The organism is Nonomuraea sp. NPDC049141 (assembly GCF_040648415.1).
GTDB lineage: Bacteria > Actinomycetota > Actinomycetes > Streptosporangiales > Streptosporangiaceae > Nonomuraea.
In genome coordinates this window covers 59,339-75,584 of the sequence record NZ_JBEZDR010000035.1, presented here as the reverse complement: position 1 = coordinate 75,584, position 16,246 = coordinate 59,339, and the positions used below count along the sequence as shown (strand labels likewise).

Genomic DNA, 16,246 nt, shown 5'->3' with positions numbered 1-16,246 from the left:
CAACAACACCTGGACCCTCGATCCCGCCACTCCATAACCAGCAGACGGGCCGACGCATACCGACCCGCCCACCAAGATCTTCAGGACACTCCTAGGGCCTGTTCGGAGTTCGAATCTTCAGATGGGTTGCAGGCTCCGGATCCACAAGATGGCTCCGCGTAGATGGAGGCCGGCCAGGTAGCTTTCGGGGGTCTTGTCGAAGCGGAATGCCAGCCCGCGCCACTCCTTGATCTTGTTGATGCACCGTTCGACCGTGTTGCGCTGCTTGTAGAGATCTGGATCATGACTGACCGGGCGGCCGCCGCGAGAGCCGCGTTTCCTGCGGTTGGCCGCCTGATCTGCCTTCTCCGGGATGACGGCCTTAATTCGGCGTCGGCGCAGGTAGGAGCGGTTACCGCGGGAGGAGTACGCCTTATCTGGGGCCACCACGTCCGGGCGGGTACGCGGTCGTCCCACGCGCAGGCGGACCTTGATGCGAGACAGCACAGCGCGAAGCTGCGGACTGTCTCCAGCCTGGCCCGGGGTCAGGACGAAGGACAGTGGACGGCAGTGCCGGTCGGCGGACACGTGCGCCTTGCTGGTCAGGCCGCCTCGCGAGCGGCCCAGCTTGGCCGCCGTCAGCCGGATCCTGCGCCGCAGTCGTAACCGCCGGCGTCCGGCACGCTCCCCGCCGTCGCCGTCGCCGGGCCCGCCGTCCTGGGAGGTTTGCCCCTTAGGTGCAGCCCCCTTTCCTCGTAGGCAGCCTTGTCCAGCGCCGTCATCAGCTCACCGTCCACCACCATCCCCGCGGCGTGGTGATGCGCACGGGCCGTGGTGGAGTCCACGCTGACCAGATCAAGGTCGACCTGACCACGAGCCGCGGCCTCAGCGATCATGGTCTGCATCAACTGCTCGAAGACGCCGGTCGTCGCCCACGACCGGAACCTGTCGTAGACCGTGGACCACGGCCCGTACTCCACGGGAAGATCCCGCCACGGGCTGCCGGTCCGAAACCGCCACATCACCGCGTTGAACTGCTGCCGCAGGTCAGGGATCGGACCCCGCTCACCCAGCGGCAAGTGAGGCTCGATCAAGGACCACTCGTCATCGGTGAGGTCTCCACGCGCCATAACGATGACCTACCAGCACCGGAAGCCGCAGCGCAGGCGATCCCACTGATCTCAACTCCATACAGGCCCTAGGGGACCTGACCGCCTGCCAGGACGTGATCCTCTGGGCAGTCGACCTCAAGCGCGGCATGGAGCTGCTCCCGTGGGCGTCGTGTATCGACCGGTTGGCCACCACCCCGCAGGAGGCGGAGGCCCTACTCGCCGACGCCGTGGTCATCCTCGACGGACGGGCCGACGACCTCACCATGCGCGGTGAGCGCGTGTGGGAGCCGTCGCCCGAGCGACCCGCGCTGATCATCATCATCGATGAGTACGCCGAGCTGGTCAGCGAGACCCCGCGGGCGATCACCTACGCCGACTCGATCGCCCGGCGCGGCCGCGCCCCAGCAGTCAACCTGATCGCCGCCACGCAACGCCCGTCGAAGGACGCGATGGGGAAGAGCTCGGTCCGCTCCCAGATGGATGTACGGCTGTGCTTCCGCGTCCGGGAAGCCCGTGACGGGGACCTCGTCCTCGGGCAGGGCATGGTCAAGGCCGGATGGCACCCGCACAAGCTGGACGCCCCCGGTAAGTTCCTGATCAGTTCCCCGGAACACGATATCCCCCGCCGTGCGCGGACCTACCTCCTCGACGACGAGGGCGTACAGGCCACCGCCGAAGGGCACGCCGAGCATCGCCCGTCTCTAGACGAGGTGTCAGCTCAGGCCCTGGAACGCGCGGCGGAGATGCCCGCTCCGCCGTCTCGGACCGCCGTCGCGCCGTCTCCCCGGCACGCACGCGACAACGCCGCACGAGAGGCCGAGGAAGCCCTGACAGCCGCACTGAGACAGGCTCCCAGTGATGGAGCCAGCATCGGCGATCTCATGCGCGCTACCGGCATGCGCCGCACGTGGGTCTACCAACGCCTCCAAGACCTGAGCCGTGCGCGCCAGGTCGAACAGGTCGCGCGGGGACGCTGGCGAGCCCTCCCCGAGATACACGATCCGTAATCGTCCGCGTCCGTTGTTCGCGTCCGTCCGCGCGTCTGCACGTATATAGCGCCTGACAGGACGCGGACGGACGAACGGACGGACGATCACATTCCGTAATCGTCGCGGAAACCCCGCGAAGGAAGGGAGCCGCACACCCGACGAACGAGAGGGGGGATGCATATGCAGGCATACACGGTCGAACAGGTGGCGGAGATGCTGAGCATCGGACGTGACAAGGTCTACTTCCTTCTCCGTACCGGCCAGCTCAAGAGCATCAAGATCGGTAAGCTTCGCCGGATCACCGACCGGCACCTTGCCGACTTCGTTTCCTTGCTGGAATCCATGGACAAGGCGTAGAACGTCGTGCTACAACGTTCTACGGGACGGGTTGTGCGGCATCGCCGCACAACCCGGCAAGCGCCTCTTGATAACTGCATGACACGAAAGGAAGCCGTCAATGACGAGCGACCGAACAACCCTGCCTCCCGTACGGGTGGACACGGAGCTGAAAGACCGTCTCCGCAAGTACGCCGAGTCGCAGGAACGAGATGTGTCGTGGGTGATCAGGAAGGCGATCGAGGAGTACCTCCGCCGTCACGAGAAGGGGTGATCCCTTGGCCAAAATCCTGATCGGCAAGTACGAAGCGACCATCTATCCCGAGGGGGACGGCTTCACTGGAGCCATCTCCCTCGGGTTCGGCCCGGATGGCAAGCGTCAGCGCCTCAAGCGCAAGGGCAAGACCAAGACCGTGGTCAAGGACAAGCTGATCAAGGCCGTCAAGGACCTTGAGGCAGGCATCACCGCATCGGAGACCTACACCGTGCGTGATGCCGTCAATGACTGGCTCTCCAAGGGTCTCAAGGGCCGGTCCGAGAACACCGTCACCAAGCTGCGCATCCTCGCCGAGACGCACGTCATCCCGGCACTGGGGAAGATCAAACTCCAGCAGCTACGTGCCGATCACGTGGATGAGTGGCTTGACCAGCTTGCCGGCAAGCTGGCCACCACCACCCTGCGGGAGATTCACGGCGCACTGAAGAGGGCCATCCGGCAGGCTCAGGCACGCGACATGGTGCTCAGGAACGTGGCCGAACTGGTCACCACGCCCAAGGGCACGGACGGACGACCCAGCAAAGCACTCACCCAGCAACAGGCGGAGGCCGTGCTCAAGGCCGCCGAGTCGTCCGAACTCCACGCCTACGTGGTAATCAGCCTCACCACGGGCATTCGCACCGAGGAAGCCCGCGCGCTGTGCTGGGATCACGTCGTCGCCTGGATACCGAACCTCAAGAAGTGGCGACCGGTGACCGAGATGGGGTTCAAGCACAAGCGGTTCGCCATCTACGTATGGCGTGCCGACCGAGAAGGAGGTGACACCAAGACCCGCAAGTCACGCCGCACGCTGGAACTTCCCAAGCTGGCGGCTCAGGCCCTCCAACAGCACCACGTACGCCAAGCCGCCCAGAAGCTCCAGACAGGCGAGGCATGGCAAGATCACAACCTGGTGTTCTGCACGAGCGTCGGCACCCAACTGGACGCGTCCAACGTGCGACGGGCATTCCGAAGGATCACCAAGGAAGCGGGGATCGGAACCGCCTGGAGTCCCCGCGAACTACGTCACTCGTTCGTCTCCATCATGAGTGACCAGGGCGTACCCATCGAGACCATCGCCGATCTTGTGGGGCACGCGGGCACCAGCGTCACAGAGGCCGTGTACCGGCACCAGCTCAGGCCGGTGATCACCAAAGGTGCCCACACGATGAACACCATCTTCGGCGACAGCCGACACGGGTAGAGAGTCCGAGTGAGATGGCTCCCCGATTGGCTCCCAGACAAGGGAAAAGGGGCTCCGGATGAACTCCGAAACCCCTTTTGACCTGCAACTCCTTGGTGGAGATGAGGGGATTCGAACCCCTGACCCCTTCGATGCGAACGAAGTGCGCTACCGGACTGCGCTACATCCCCGTGGACTCGACCAGATTAGCAAACTCCTGGCAGTCCTCGCGCCATCCATTCACACCGCGCTCAGTCCCCAACCGCCCGCCGAGGCGGCTCCGCGTACTGATCGAACAGCACATCCCCCTGCCGGGCGGCGAGGTCGATGATCTCGGCCTGGGCTTGTTCGGCGGCCAGCTCCGCCACCCGTCGCTGCTCGCGCAGCCGTCGGGCGCGGTCCGCGCGGGCCTGGAGCACGCGATCGCGCCGTTCGCGGTCGACCTGCACCGCGATCCGGAGGAACGTCATGTAGGCCAGCATGATGACTCCGGCGGGCGCGACGCTCCACCACGGGATCACCTTGACCGCGGCGGTGACCACCGAGGCGATCACGAGCAGGGCGGTGAAGAAGAGGAGCCGCCGGCGCCGGGCCACGATGATCGCGCGGCGCCTGGCCCGGAACTGCCGTGGATCGACCCGCTCGAACTCAGGCGCGTCCTCGTCGGTCTGCTCCTCCGGATCGGCGGGCTGCTGCGAGAGGTCCGGCAGCTGGTGTTCGCCGGTGTAGTACTCCTCGAGCTCGACCAGCTCGGCGAGGTTCGTCTTGTCCCTGCGCAACCACATCGGGACCAGGACACACAGCCACATGACGACGATGGCCAGGTAGAGGAGGATGCTCACGGCGACCTCCGGGCACCACAAAAACGCCTGGGTGCTGCTGGCGTCTTCGATGTGCTCACGTCACGCACCGTAAGACCGCGTGTCACTAATTGACGAGCATTCGGTGCGGTGTGTCGCGAGATCGTCAAACCTCTTCTACTGGAGACCCACCATGAGCAGCTGCCTCACGCGCGCGACGCCACTGTACGAGCAGCCCGCCGGGTGCGTCCTCGACGGTCAACGCGTAGCAAATGTGGTCGCGCCAGGCTCCATCGATGTGAAGTTGACGACGCCGAATACCTTCTTCCCGGAATCCGAGCTTCTCAACCACCCTGCGGCTGGCTTGATTCTCGGGGCGGATGTTCGCCTCCAGCCGGTGCAGGCCGGTGGTGAAGAAGCAGTGGTCGACGGCCATCGCGAGTGCGGTCGGGGTGATGCCCTGGCCGGCCAGCGCGCCGTCGATCCAGTAGCCCACCTGTGCGGAGCGGGCCGAGCCCCAGACGATCGCGCCGATGGTGAGCTGCCCCGCGAAGCGGCCACCGTACGTGACGACCCAGGGCAGTGCGAGGCCCTGCCTGGCCTCGCGGCGCAGGGTGCCGACCATGGAGATGTACGGGCCGAGACCCGTTCTGAACAGGGGAGTCTCCGGATTACTGGGCTCCCAGGGACGCAGCCACTCGGCGTTGCGCAACCGCGTCTCTCGCCACACACGTACGTCGGCCAGCCGCAGCGGTCGCAGGCCTACCGGGCCCTCGTTGAGAACCGCCGGCCAGCCACGAAGTCGATCCACATCTCTTATCATCCCCCTATCGGGCACGATGTCGCCACGGATCAATAGTGGTGACTCTCCGCACGCTAAGAGCGCGGGTGATCGCCGCCGCGGATCTGGTCGACCGCGTGCTGGAGGACGGGAGCCAGTACGGCCACGCCATCCCGTACGCCCCCGGAGGATCCGGGCAGATTGACGATCAACGTGTCACCGGCCTGGCCCGCGAGACCACGGGACAGGATCGAGGTGGGGACTTTGTCGCGGTTCGCCTGCCGGATGGCCTCCGCGATTCCGGGAACCTCGCGGGTGATCACCCGGGCCGTCATCTCCGGCGTCAGATCGGTCGGCGTCAGCCCGGTCCCCCCGGTCGTCACAATCACCGCGTACCCCTCCGAAACGCCGTCACGGAGCGCGGCCTCGACCGGCTCCCCATCGGGCACCACGACGGGCCCCTCCACGGCACACCCGGCCGCCGAGAGCAACGAAACCAGGAGCGGTCCCGATTTATCGGCGTAAATCCCGGCTGATGCGCGGTTGGACACGGTCACCACGAGCGCGCGGATCACCGCGTCCACAACCCGGTCTTGCCGCCCACCTTCTCCTCCACCCGCACATCGGTGATCACCGCGGCGGGATCGACCGCCTTGACCATGTCGATCAACGCGAGCGCCGCCACGGACACCGCCGTCAACGCCTCCATCTCGACGCCGGTACGGTCGGCCGTCTTCACCCGGCAGGTGATGGCGACCCCCCAATCCTCGACATCGAGCGACACCTTGACCCCGTGCAACGCGATCGGATGGCAGAGCGGGATCAGGTCGGGCGTCCGCTTGGCGCCCATGATGCCGGCGATCCTCGCCACCCCGAGCGCGTCGCCCTTGGGCACCTCGCCCGACCGCAGCAGCTCCACCACCGCGGACGACAGCAGCACCCGCCCGGTGGCCGTGGCCGAACGCGCCCCGACCTCCTTGCCGGACACGTCGACCATGCGCGCGGCGCCGGTCTCGTCAAGATGGGTGAACTCGCTCAAAGCCGGATCACCTCCACAACAGCCCCGGAAGGCACCTCGGTCACGTCCTCCGGTACGACGATCAACGCGTTGGCCGAGGCCAGCGCGGCCAGCTGGTGCGAGCCCTGCCCGCGCACCGGCGAGACTGTTCCGTCGGACGACAGCACGCCACGCAGGAACGACCGCCGCCCAGCCGGTGACCGCAACGGCGCGGCGACCTGGGCGGACAACGTTTCCGGCGGTCCCGCGGGCAGGCCGCGCATCTTCGCCAGCGCCGGGCGTACGAAGAGCATGAACGAGACGAACGACGAGACCGGATTGCCGGGCAGCGCGAAGATCGGCACCTGGTCCTCGCCCACGACGCCGAAGCCCTGCGGCATGCCGGGCTGCATCGCGACCTTCTCGAAGTCGACCGTGCCGAGCGGCGTGAGCGCCTCCTTGACCGGCTCGTAGGCGCCCATCGAGACGCCACCGCTGGTGACGATCGCGTCGGCGCGTACGAGCTGCGCGTCGAGCTGGTCGAGGAAGGCGGCGGGATCGTCGCCGACGGTGGGCGCGCGGAAGCCCTCGGCGCCGGACTCGCGTACGGCGGCGGTCAGGGTCACGCTGTTGGAATCCCAGATCTGTCCCGGTCCGAGGGGCAGGCCGGGTTCGACCAGTTCGGCGCCGGTCGAGAGCACCACGACGCGCGGACGCGGACGTACCAGGACGCGGCGGCGGCCCACTCCGGCGATGATGCCGAGCTGCGCGGGCCCGATGACCGTGCCCGGTTTGAGGACGATTTCACCGGCTTGGACGTCTTCGCCCGCCCGGCGGATGGCGTTGCCGAGGACGGCGGCGCGGTCGATCGTGACGGAGACGGTCCCGCCGTTCGTCCACTCCACCGGCACCACGGCGTCGGCGCCGGCGGGCAGGGGCGCCCCTGTCATGATGCGTACGGCATGTCCGGGACCGACCGCCCGCAGCTCGCTCGATCCGGCGGCCACGTCGTCGATCACCGCCAGCGTGACCGGGACATCGACGACATCACGCGCCCGTACGGCATAGCCATCCATGGCCGAGTTGTCGAACGGCGGCAGCGGCACCGGCGAGGAGACCTCCTCGGCCAGCGTCGTGCCCAGGGCCTGTTCCAGGTCGAGTTCGAGGGGAGCTAGTGGACGCACGGTGGCCAGGATCCGGGCCAGATGCGCGTCAACTGATTTCATCGAGGAACTCCCGCAACCACGGCACGAACTCAGGCGCGAGGTCAGGCCGGTCGGCCGCGAACTTCACGACCGTACGCAGATAGTCGAGTTTGTCGCCGGTGTCGTAGCGGCGGCCGCGGAACAGCAGGCCATGGACCGGCCCGCCCTCCTCGGAGCCACGCGCGGCGAGCGTGCGGAGCGCGTCGGTGAGCTGGATCTCGTCGCCGCGGCCCGGCGGGGTGTTCTCGAGGACCTCGAAGACGGCCGGGTCGATCACGTAGCGGCCGATGATCGCCCAGTTGGAGGGCGCCTCGTCCACCGGCGGCTTCTCGACGAGGTCGGTCACCCGTACGACGTCCGCCTCGGAGGTGGGCTCGATCGTGGCCACGCCGTACTGCGAGACCTGCTCCTTGGGCACCTCCATCAGCGCGATCACGCTGCCGCCGTAGGTTTGGCGCACCTGGATCATGCGTTCGAGCAGCTTGTCACGGTAGTCGATGAGGTCGTCGCCGAGCAGGCAGGCGAACGGGTGGTCGCCGACGTGCTGCTTGGCGCAGAGCACCGCGTGCCCGAGCCCCTTCGGCTCGCCCTGCCGTACGTAATGCAGGGTCGCGAGGGAGGCCGGGTCGCGGACCTGGGACAGCCGATGTTCGTCGCCCTTCGCCTCCAGCGCCTCCTCCAGCTCGAAGGCACGGTCGAAGTGGTCCTCGATCGACCGTTTGTTCTTGCCGGTGACCATCAGGAGGTCGAGGAGCCCGGCGGAGGCCGCCTCCTCGACGACATACTGGATCGCGGGCTTGTCGACGATGGGCAACATCTCCTTGGGTGTCGCCTTGGTCGCCGGAAGGAATCGGGTGCCCAGACCTGCGGCGGGCACGACGGCTTTCGTCACAGGGTCGAAGTCAGCCATGAGTAGACCCTAGTGGAGGTATCTGTGGACAAGATGAAACTGCGCCGCGAGCTGCTCTCGGCACGTGGGAATCTCTCCCCCGAGCAATTGCGGGCAAACGCCGTGAAGGTTCGCGAAACGCTGCTCGATCAGCCGTGGGTGCAGATGGCCGGCCTGGTGGCCTGCTACTGGTCCACGGGGGCGGAGCCGGAGACGCACGGGCTGGTGTTCGCGCTCTGGAAGCACGGCGCCACCGTGATCCTGCCCGTGCTGCGGGAGGACAACGACCTCGACTGGGCGGTTTACGACGGTCCCGACACACTGGCGCCGGGCCGCTTCGGGATCATGGAGCCGGTCGACACCCGGCGCGGCGTCGACGCGATCCGCACAGCCGCCCTCGTGATCATCCCCGCTCTCGCCGTGGACAGAAAGTCAGGGGTACGGCTCGGCCGCGGCGGCGGCTCGTACGACCGCGCCCTGGCCAGGGTGGGACCGAACGTCCCCACGGTCGCTCTCCTCCACGACGGCGAGCTGATCGACGACGTCCCGGCCGAACCACACGATCAACGGGTGCGCTGGGCGGTTACACCCAGAGAACTCACTAGGCTTATGTGAACGAAACACACAGGAGGGGGCCAGATGACACTCGATGTCTGGCTTCTTCTGGGTGCCGCCATCGTCATCGCGGCCATCGCCTCCGTCCGCATCGCGCATCGCACCGGCCTGCCCAGCCTCCTGCTGTTCCTCGGTCTGGGCCTGGTCCTGGGCGATTCCGGGGTCGGCATCCTGTTCAACAACCCGGAGCTGGCCCAGCAGATCGGCCTGAGCGCGCTGGCGGTGATCCTGGCGGAAGGCGGTCTGACCACCAACTGGAGCCATGTGCGCCGCTCGGTGCCGCTGGCCCTGATCCTGGCCACCCTGGGTGTGGCGGTCAGCATCGTGGTGGTGGCGCTGGCCGTACAAGGGCTGCTGGGGCTCGACCAGAACGCCGCGCTGATCCTCGGCGCGGTGCTGGCCTCCACCGACGCCGCCGCCGTGTTCTCGGTGCTGCGGCGGTTGCCGCTGCCATCACGCCTGGCCGGCGTGCTGGAGGCGGAGTCGGGCTTCAACGACGCGCCCACGGTGATCGCGGTCATGCTGCTGAGCAGCGCCACGCACTCGTCGCCGACGATCGGCTCGTTCCTGCTGCGGACCGGGACGGAGCTGCTCATCGGCGCGGCGGTCGGCCTGGCCATCGGGCCCGCCGGCGCGTACGCCCTGCGCCGCGTCGCCCTGCCCGCCTCGGGCCTGTACCCGATCGCGGTCCTGGCGCTGACCTTCGTCTCGTACGGCGGTGCGGTGCTGCTGCACGGCTCGGGCTTCCTGGCCGTTTACCTGACGGCACTGATCCTGGGCAATTCGCGGCTGCCGCACCGGGCGGCGACCAGGGGCTTCGCGGAAGGGGCCGCCTGGCTGGCGCAGATCGGGCTGTTCGTGATGCTCGGGCTGCTGGCCAGCCCCAAGGAGCTGCCGTCGGCGATCGTGCCGGGCCTCATCGCGGGAACGGTCCTGGTGCTCCTGGCCAGGCCGCTGTCGGTGATGATCAGCGCGCAGGCGGCCCGGCTGCTGCGCCTCGGCCGGACGAACTGGCGCGAGCAGACGTTCCTGTCCTGGGCCGGCCTGCGGGGAGCGGTCCCCATCGTGCTGGCGACCATCCCGTGGGCGGCCGGCGTCGAGGGCTCGAAGGAGATCTTCAACGAAGTCTTCGTGATCGTGATGGTGTTCACGCTGGTACAGGGGCCGACGCTGCCGTTCATGGCCAGACTCCTCGGCGTGGCCACCCCCGGGGAGGCGCACGACCTGGAGGTGGAGTCGGCACCGCTGGAAGAGTTGAAGGCCGACCTGCTGCAGATCAAGGTGCCGCCCAGCTCCAAGCTGCACGGCGTCGAGATCTTCGAACTGCGCCTGCCGGCCGGTGCCGCCGTCACACTGATCGTCCGCGACGGCAAATCGTTCGTCCCCGCGGGCACCACCCGGGTCAGGGCCGACGACCAGCTCCTCGTGGTCGCCACGGCAGCCTGCCGCGACGAGGTCGAACGCCGCATGCGGGCCGTCAGCCGCCGGGGCAAGCTCGCTGGGTGGTACGGAGAACGCGGTTCGGAATAGACGTTTGACCCAATCGGTTACCATTAGCAGTCGCATCGCTCGAGTGCCAGAACTTGAAGGAGGAGCGCGTGCCGACCTACCAGTACGCCTGCAACGACTGCGGTGACCAGCTCGAGGTCGTTCAGAAATTTACCGACGATGCGCTGACCGTGTGCCCGGCCTGCCAGGGGAACCTGCGTAAGGTGTTCTCCGCCGTCGGGATCGTGTTCAAGGGCTCGGGCTTCTACCGCACGGACAACCGGGCCTCGTCGACCGCTTCTTCTTCGTCCTCCAACGGGAAGTCGAGCGAGAGCAAGTCCGCCGACTCGAAGCCGTCCGAGTCCGCCAAGTCGTCGGAGTCGAAGTCCACGACGTCTCCCGCCCCCGCGGCCGCATCCGCCACCACGTAGCACTCGCCGTCAGGCCCTACCCTGTGGAGCTCTGCGCTGCCCTGTCTCTCGCGGGCAGTCGGTGTTGGCGCCGAGCAGGGCCGAGGCGACCCTTTCGACGAGTTGCTCCAGTTGAGAGTTTGGGCCCCAGTCTGCGACGAGCCTGCTCAAGCCCTCTGACGAGCACCGCAACATCCTCAGCGCGGCCCGCTGCCCCGCCTCCGTCAGCCGGAGCGAATCCCCGTCCGGCGACCGTTCGACGAGGCCGCGGGCTATCAGCTGGTCAGCGAAGGGGCGGCCCTGCTCTCTGCTGACGTTCGCGCGCGCCGCCAGGTCGGCGGCCTTGACCCAGCCCTCCCCGCCGAGCCGCGCCACGATCCAGACGCCTTGCGGCGGCACGTCGGTCAATCCGGCCAAGTCGCCCAACCGATCGTAGAAGCCCCTGCGCAGGTCGGCGTCCGCCAGTCGTACGAGACCTCTCTCGACCTCCGCCAGCGATGACCGCTCCGCCGAGGTGGCCCCCATGACCTCGCCCAGGTCCGTCGCCTTGGTCGTCTCCCTGAGGCGTTGCTGTGGAATCAGCCAGCTGATCAAGAACGCGACGAACATGACCGGCGCCGCCGCCCGGAAGACAGCGGCGATCGCGTCGGCGTACACGTGCAGGAAGTCAGCCACGAGCGCTGGCGGCAGCCGCTGGATGGTCGTGGGATCCTGCTGGACCCGCGCCGGATCGAAGCCCGCCGGCAACCGGGTCGTGGACAGCAGCGCCCGCAGGTCGGAGTCGAGCCGCGCGGTGAAGACCGAACCGAGCGTGGCGACGCCGAACGACCCGCCGATCATCCGGAAGAACGTGGCGCCCGAGGTGGCCACGCCGAGATCCTTGAAGCGCACCGCGTTCTGCACGATGATCACCAGCACCTGCATGGTCATCCCCAGCCCCACACCCAGGACCAGCAGGAACAGCCCCAGCCTCAGCAGGGTGGTGTGCTCGGTCAGCGTGGAGAGCAGGACCAACCCGACCGTGGCGACACCCGTGCCCGCGATGGGCAGGAAGCGGTATTTGCCGGTCCTGGCGATGACCTGACCGCTCACGATGGACATCGTGAACATGCCAGCCATCATCGGCAGCAGATAGACCCCGGACAGTGTCGCACTGACCCCGTGAACCACCTGCAAATACAGCGGAAGATAGATAAGGGCCCCGAACATCCCGAACCCCACCACGAACGCGACGAGCGACGACATCGAGAACGCCCTGAGCCTGAACAACCCGAGCGGCAGCACCGGCTCGACCGCTCGTCGTTCGACGAACAACCACCCGGCGAGCAGGGCGACGGCCGCCACCCCGAGCCCGATGATCACCGGGTCGGCCCACGGATAGGTGGTGCCGCCCCAGGTCGCGATCAGGACCAGGCAGGACGTGGCACCGCCGAGCAGCACGATGCCCAGATAGTCGATCTTGTGCTTGGTCCGCGTACTGTCTCCGGGCAGCACGGTGGCGATCACGAACAGCGCGACCGCCCCGAGGGGCAGGTTGATGTAGAAGACCCAGTGCCAGCTGAGATGGTCGACGAACAGGCCGCCGAGCAGCGGCCCCACGATGCTGGCGAGCGCGAAGACCCCGCCGAAGAACCCCTGATATTTCCCCCTGTCGCGGGGCGAAACGACATCGCCGACGATCGCCTGGGCCAGCACCATGAGGCCGCCGCCGCCCAGACCCTGGATCGAGCGGAACAGGATGAGCTCGCCCATGTTCTGGCTCAGGCCGCAGAGCGCCGATCCGATGAGAAAGATGACGATCGCCGCGAGGAACAGCCTTTTACGGCCGAACTGGTCGCCCAGCTTCCCCCAGAGCGGCGTGGAGACCGTCGAAGCGAGCAGGTAGCCCGTCACCACCCACGAAAGCTGCTCCAGGCCGCCGAGGTCACTGACGATCCGCGGCAGGGCGGTGGACACGATCGTCTGGTCGAGCGCCGCCAGCAGCATGCCGAGCATGAGCGCGACGATGATCAGCCCGAGGCCCCGTTGCCGCATGCGAAGATACTACTCTTCGCACACGTGTACTAACGCAGTGAAGCAAGTTATCCACAGAACGCCATTCAGGCCCTGCTCCCCCTCAATCGATGCCGCTAATCTCTGCGCCATGGTCACTCGTGCAGACATCGGCGTCATCGGCGGTTCGGGCTTTTACTCCCTGCTCGACGACGCGGAGGAGATAGAGGTCGCCACCCCCTATGGGCCACCCAGCGACGCGGTCACGGTCGGACGCATCGGCGCGCGCACCGTGGCGTTCATCCCCAGGCACGGGCGGGATCACCGCTTCCCGCCCCATCGCATCCCCTACCGAGCCAACCTCTGGGCATTGCGCTCACTCGGCGTCCGCCAGGTGCTCGCGCCCAGCGCTGTGGGCTCGCTCCGGCTTGAGCACGGACCGGGGGCGATCGTGATCCCCGATCAGCTCGTCGACCGTACGTCAGGACGAGTCCAGACGTACTACGACATCGACGGCGCGGTCCACGTGTCGTTCGCCGACCCCTACTGCCCTTCGGGCCGCTCCGTGGCCGTGACGGCCGCCCAGGCGGGCGGCTGGGACACCGTCGACGGCGGCACACTCGTGGTGATCGAGGGCCCCCGCTTCTCCACCCGGGCGGAGTCACGATGGTTCGCGGACAACGGATGGACGATCGTCGGCATGACCGGCTTCCCGGAGGCCGTGCTGGCCCGCGAGCTGGCGCTCTGCTACACGTCGCTGTCCCTGGTGACCGACCACGACGCCGGGGTCGAGGCCGGGGAGGGCGTGACGCACGAGGAGGTGATGGAGTTCTTCGCGCAGAATGTGACACGGATGCGGACTCTGGTGGCCGAGGCTGTTCAGGCACTGCCGGGGGAGCGAACGTGCACGTGCGGGTCGGCACTCGACGGCATCAAGCTTCCGTTCGAACTGCCATGACCGGGAACGGCGCGGACGCCGCTGCCGCCAGGGGCGGGTGGACGCGGCTCGCGCATCGCCAACCGCCGGGACGGCCCGGACAGCCTGGCCGACTCGGCCCGTTTGGGGGGCTCGGGCGACTCGGGCGTCGTCGTCGGCTGGTCGCCGCAGTCGTCGCAGGCGTCGGCGTCCTATCCGCATATCTCGCCCTACGCCCCACCCACTCCCCCTCAGTACTGGTCGCGACCCACGACCTCTCCCCCGGCGTCCTCAAGCCCGGCGACCTCCGCCCAGCCGCCATCAGCCCACCCCCATCCGGCGCGGTCCGTTCGGGCGCAGTCGGCCGCGTGCTGGCCGGCGCCATGCGCCGAGGCGAGCCCCTCACCGACGTACGCCTCCTCCACTCACTCCCCCTGCCACCCGGCACGGTGGCCACCCCAGTACGCCTCGCCGACCCCGACACCGCCCAGCTGATCGCCCCAGGCTCGACGATCGGTGTCCTGGCGGCCTGGGAAGGCCAGCCGGCCCAGCTGATAGCCGACAACGTCACCGTCGTGACCATCCCCAAGGCCGACAACGACCACGGCGCCCTGATCGTCCTGGCCACCACCCCGTCCCAAGCAACCCAACTGGCCGCCGCCCAGGCAGGGGGCCGGCTGTCCATCACCATCAACCATCACTCTTAGTAATCGCTCAACTACACTTTCAGACCATGAGTGGATTCAAGAAGTTCCTCATGCAGGGGAACGTCATCGACCTGGCCGTAGCAGTGGTCATCGGCGCGGCCTTCAACTCCATCGTGAGTTCCTTCGTGAGCCACCTGCTCACCCCGCTGATCTCCGCCTTCGGCGGGCTACCCGACTTCTCAACCCTGAAGGTCACCGTCGGCCACGCCAACTTCATGTACGGCGAATTCATCAATGCCGTGATCTCGTTCCTGCTGATCGCGGCAGTCGTCTACTTCCTGGTCGTCAAGCCGTACAACCACCACAGAAACCGCGCCGCCACCAGAGCGGAGATCACCCATCGGGACTGCCCCGAGTGCCTATCCGAGATCCCGAGCGCCGCCACTCGCTGCGCCCACTGCTGCGCCGAGGTCGCCCCCGCCTAAAGAACCGAGTCCATCTTCGGGTCGTACTCCCAATGCCACGGCTCGAACGGACTGCTGTACGCCCACGACGGATGGAACCACCCATACTTCTTGGAGTTGGTCTCCATCCACACGAACTCCACCGACTTGAACCGCTCCACCCCGCCACAGAGGTCAACGGCCAGCCCGAGACCGTGGTTGCTCCGCCCCGGCACCGCCGCGAACCCCGGCCGCCGATAGTAAACAGACTGCTGCTCAGCCAGGCTGCGGTACGCGTCAGTCACGCACATCTGCTTACCGAACCGCCGCCGGTAAGCCTCATTCAAGCTGACGAAGGCGATCGTCGCATCAGCCCTGAGGCTCATCCCCTTCTGCTGCAACGGACACAACATCGCCTTCGGGATCAACCCATTCGGATACGAGTTGGCGGTAGCCGCCCGCAAGGGATTGCACCCCAGCGCCGCCCGCCCCACCTTGTCAACCTTGATGCCCAGCTTCACCAGTGCCGCGGTCAACGACTTCACGATCTTGTCGGACCGCTGCCTGAGCGTGTCGATCTCCACCGCCATCTGCGCCTCAGCCAGCAGATTCGATGCCCGCAGCTCCTGCGCCTCGCCGGCCAGCCGCTCGGTCTCCTTGTAGAGCGTGCTGGTCTGCTCAACCACCTGCTGCCGATTCGCCACGATATGAGAAGTGCTGGCCATGGCCCGCAACGTCCCCGCATCAGCATCACCAGACAGAAACGGCGCGATCCCATCCCCCCCGACCGGCTGCTCATACAGCGACTCGGCCATCTGCGACACCGGCTGCCGAATCACGGCAAGCTTCCTCTCCGCCTCCTGCAGGGCGTTCAGCTTGCCCGTCAGTGTCTTCTCAGAGGTGGCGATGTCGTTACGACGCTTCTCCAGCGCCTTGGTCGCGTCCTCAAGCTCCTTGGCCGACTTCTCGGCCTCCTTACGGAGCTCGGTAAGGCCCGCCGGATCCCGCCGATCAGCGTGCGCGGGAGTGGCCACAGGTAGCACGACCAGGGAAGTCATGGCCATGACAACCGCGATCAGACCCGCTGACCGAGGGGATGGCACCGTCGACTCCTCCGTTTGCAACTCTGTTACCAGGGTCCGGCACGCACGTTACTACAGCCCCTGGAGTGCCCGGACCGAACTCCGAAGAGCTGTTATGACGTGTAA

18 protein-coding genes, 1 tRNA gene and 1 pseudogene are annotated in these 16,246 nt (G+C 67.2%); 10 read left to right on the top strand and 10 right to left on the bottom strand.

Annotated features, from left to right (window positions below):
* Positions 1-117: 117 nt before the first annotated feature.
* Positions 118-1,109: pseudogene (locus AB0B91_RS59845) on the bottom strand (IS5 family transposase).
* A 95-nt stretch (positions 1,110-1,204) separates the two neighbouring features.
* On the opposite strand from AB0B91_RS59845, the gene AB0B91_RS59840 reads away from it, so the two are divergent.
* From AB0B91_RS59840 to AB0B91_RS59825, 4 genes are all read left to right on the top strand, one after another.
* A complete protein-coding gene (locus AB0B91_RS59840; protein WP_358341232.1) occupies positions 1,205-2,098 on the top strand; it encodes a hypothetical protein in 894 nt (297 codons plus the stop codon).
* Positions 2,099-2,254: 156 nt separating this feature from the next.
* On the top strand, positions 2,255-2,437 hold the full coding sequence (locus tag AB0B91_RS59835; protein ID WP_358341230.1) for a helix-turn-helix domain-containing protein: 183 nt from the start codon (positions 2,255-2,257) through the stop codon (positions 2,435-2,437).
* Between the two features lie 100 nt (positions 2,438-2,537).
* Complete coding sequence (locus tag AB0B91_RS59830) at positions 2,538-2,690, top strand: ribbon-helix-helix domain-containing protein (RefSeq protein WP_358341228.1); 153 nt, start codon at positions 2,538-2,540, stop codon at positions 2,688-2,690.
* A gap of 4 nt (positions 2,691-2,694) precedes the next feature.
* Positions 2,695-3,876, top strand: coding sequence for a site-specific integrase (locus tag AB0B91_RS59825; protein ID WP_358341226.1), 1,182 nt, complete (start codon positions 2,695-2,697; stop codon positions 3,874-3,876).
* A 93-nt stretch (positions 3,877-3,969) separates the two neighbouring features.
* Here AB0B91_RS59825 and AB0B91_RS59820 read toward each other — a convergent pair.
* From AB0B91_RS59820 to galU, 7 genes are all read right to left on the bottom strand, one after another.
* A tRNA-Ala gene (locus tag AB0B91_RS59820) sits at positions 3,970-4,046 on the bottom strand.
* 60 nt (positions 4,047-4,106) lie between these two features.
* Positions 4,107-4,697, bottom strand: a complete 591-nt coding sequence (locus AB0B91_RS59815; RefSeq protein ID WP_358341224.1) for a hypothetical protein — start codon at positions 4,695-4,697, stop codon at positions 4,107-4,109.
* A 124-nt stretch (positions 4,698-4,821) separates the two neighbouring features.
* Positions 4,822-5,466 carry a GNAT family protein gene (locus AB0B91_RS59810; protein ID WP_358341222.1) on the bottom strand — a complete coding sequence of 215 codons (645 nt, stop codon included), beginning with the start codon at positions 5,464-5,466 and terminating at the stop codon, positions 4,822-4,824.
* A 65-nt stretch (positions 5,467-5,531) separates the two neighbouring features.
* A complete protein-coding gene (locus AB0B91_RS59805; RefSeq protein ID WP_219528189.1) occupies positions 5,532-6,011 on the bottom strand; it encodes a MogA/MoaB family molybdenum cofactor biosynthesis protein in 480 nt (159 codons plus the stop codon).
* Entirely contained in the window at positions 6,008-6,475 is a 468-nt protein-coding gene (moaC, locus tag AB0B91_RS59800) for a cyclic pyranopterin monophosphate synthase MoaC (protein ID WP_219528138.1), read from the bottom strand. Before moaC ends, AB0B91_RS59805 begins: the two co-directional genes overlap by 4 nt.
* The gene (glp, locus tag AB0B91_RS59795; protein WP_358341220.1) at positions 6,472-7,659 is read right to left on the bottom strand and encodes a gephyrin-like molybdotransferase Glp; all 1,188 of its coding nucleotides are present in this window, start codon (positions 7,657-7,659) and stop codon (positions 6,472-6,474) included. The genes moaC and glp overlap by 4 nt, the downstream gene beginning before the upstream one ends.
* Positions 7,646-8,548, bottom strand: a complete 903-nt coding sequence (gene galU / locus AB0B91_RS59790) for a UTP--glucose-1-phosphate uridylyltransferase GalU (protein WP_358032920.1) — start codon at positions 8,546-8,548, stop codon at positions 7,646-7,648. The genes glp and galU overlap by 14 nt, the downstream gene beginning before the upstream one ends.
* 33 nt (positions 8,549-8,581) lie before the next feature.
* On the opposite strand from galU, the gene AB0B91_RS59785 reads away from it, so the two are divergent.
* The 3 genes from AB0B91_RS59785 (at position 8,582) to AB0B91_RS59775 (ending at position 11,061) form a co-directional block, all read left to right on the top strand.
* On the top strand, positions 8,582-9,142 hold the full coding sequence (locus tag AB0B91_RS59785) for a 5-formyltetrahydrofolate cyclo-ligase (RefSeq protein WP_358341238.1): 561 nt from the start codon (positions 8,582-8,584) through the stop codon (positions 9,140-9,142).
* 24 nt (positions 9,143-9,166) lie between these two features.
* A complete protein-coding gene (locus AB0B91_RS59780; protein ID WP_358341218.1) occupies positions 9,167-10,672 on the top strand; it encodes a potassium/proton antiporter in 1,506 nt (501 codons plus the stop codon).
* A 68-nt stretch (positions 10,673-10,740) separates the two neighbouring features.
* Entirely contained in the window at positions 10,741-11,061 is a 321-nt protein-coding gene (locus AB0B91_RS59775; protein WP_358341216.1) for an FmdB family zinc ribbon protein, read from the top strand.
* Positions 11,062-11,070: 9 nt separating this feature from the next.
* On the opposite strand, the gene AB0B91_RS59770 is transcribed toward AB0B91_RS59775, so the two are convergent.
* Entirely contained in the window at positions 11,071-13,074 is a 2,004-nt protein-coding gene (locus tag AB0B91_RS59770; RefSeq protein WP_358341215.1) for a DHA2 family efflux MFS transporter permease subunit, read from the bottom strand.
* Positions 13,075-13,183: 109 nt separating this feature from the next.
* Between AB0B91_RS59770 and AB0B91_RS59765 the strand changes: the two genes are divergently transcribed.
* Genes AB0B91_RS59765 through mscL form a run of 3 tightly spaced genes read left to right on the top strand, consistent with a single transcriptional unit; the run spans position 13,184 to position 15,080 of the window.
* Entirely contained in the window at positions 13,184-13,990 is an 807-nt protein-coding gene (locus tag AB0B91_RS59765) for an S-methyl-5'-thioadenosine phosphorylase (protein ID WP_358341213.1), read from the top strand.
* The gene (locus tag AB0B91_RS59760) at positions 13,987-14,655 is read left to right on the top strand and encodes an SAF domain-containing protein (protein ID WP_358341211.1); all 669 of its coding nucleotides are present in this window, start codon (positions 13,987-13,989) and stop codon (positions 14,653-14,655) included. Before AB0B91_RS59765 ends, AB0B91_RS59760 begins: the two co-directional genes overlap by 4 nt.
* A gap of 26 nt (positions 14,656-14,681) precedes the next feature.
* Positions 14,682-15,080, top strand: a complete 399-nt coding sequence (mscL, locus tag AB0B91_RS59755; protein ID WP_358341209.1) for a large conductance mechanosensitive channel protein MscL — start codon at positions 14,682-14,684, stop codon at positions 15,078-15,080.
* Here mscL and AB0B91_RS59750 read toward each other — a convergent pair.
* Positions 15,077-16,096, bottom strand: coding sequence for a D-alanyl-D-alanine carboxypeptidase family protein (locus tag AB0B91_RS59750; protein WP_358341207.1), 1,020 nt, complete (start codon positions 16,094-16,096; stop codon positions 15,077-15,079). The genes mscL and AB0B91_RS59750 overlap by 4 nt on opposite strands.
* Positions 16,097-16,246 lie beyond the last annotated feature (150 nt).

Bases quoted from the DNA above. Each gene is read 5' to 3' on its own strand.
- galU (WP_358032920.1), bottom strand. From the start codon at position 8,548: ATGGCTGACTTCGACCCTGTGACGAAAGCCGTCGTGCCCGCCGCAGGT.
- AB0B91_RS59750 (WP_358341207.1), bottom strand. From the start codon at position 16,096: ATGACTTCCCTGGTCGTGCTACCTGTGGCCACTCCCGCGCACGCTGAT.
- AB0B91_RS59785 (WP_358341238.1), top strand. From the start codon at position 8,582: ATGAAACTGCGCCGCGAGCTGCTCTCGGCACGTGGGAATCTCTCCCCC.
- AB0B91_RS59780 (WP_358341218.1), top strand. From the start codon at position 9,167: ATGACACTCGATGTCTGGCTTCTTCTGGGTGCCGCCATCGTCATCGCG.
- AB0B91_RS59835 (WP_358341230.1), top strand. From the start codon at position 2,255: ATGCATATGCAGGCATACACGGTCGAACAGGTGGCGGAGATGCTGAGC.
- mscL (WP_358341209.1), top strand. From the start codon at position 14,682: ATGAGTGGATTCAAGAAGTTCCTCATGCAGGGGAACGTCATCGACCTG.
- AB0B91_RS59765 (WP_358341213.1), top strand. From the start codon at position 13,184: ATGGTCACTCGTGCAGACATCGGCGTCATCGGCGGTTCGGGCTTTTAC.
- AB0B91_RS59770 (WP_358341215.1), bottom strand. From the start codon at position 13,074: ATGCGGCAACGGGGCCTCGGGCTGATCATCGTCGCGCTCATGCTCGGC.
- AB0B91_RS59760 (WP_358341211.1), top strand. From the start codon at position 13,987: ATGACCGGGAACGGCGCGGACGCCGCTGCCGCCAGGGGCGGGTGGACG.
- AB0B91_RS59830 (WP_358341228.1), top strand. From the start codon at position 2,538: ATGACGAGCGACCGAACAACCCTGCCTCCCGTACGGGTGGACACGGAG.
- glp (WP_358341220.1), bottom strand. From the start codon at position 7,659: ATGAAATCAGTTGACGCGCATCTGGCCCGGATCCTGGCCACCGTGCGT.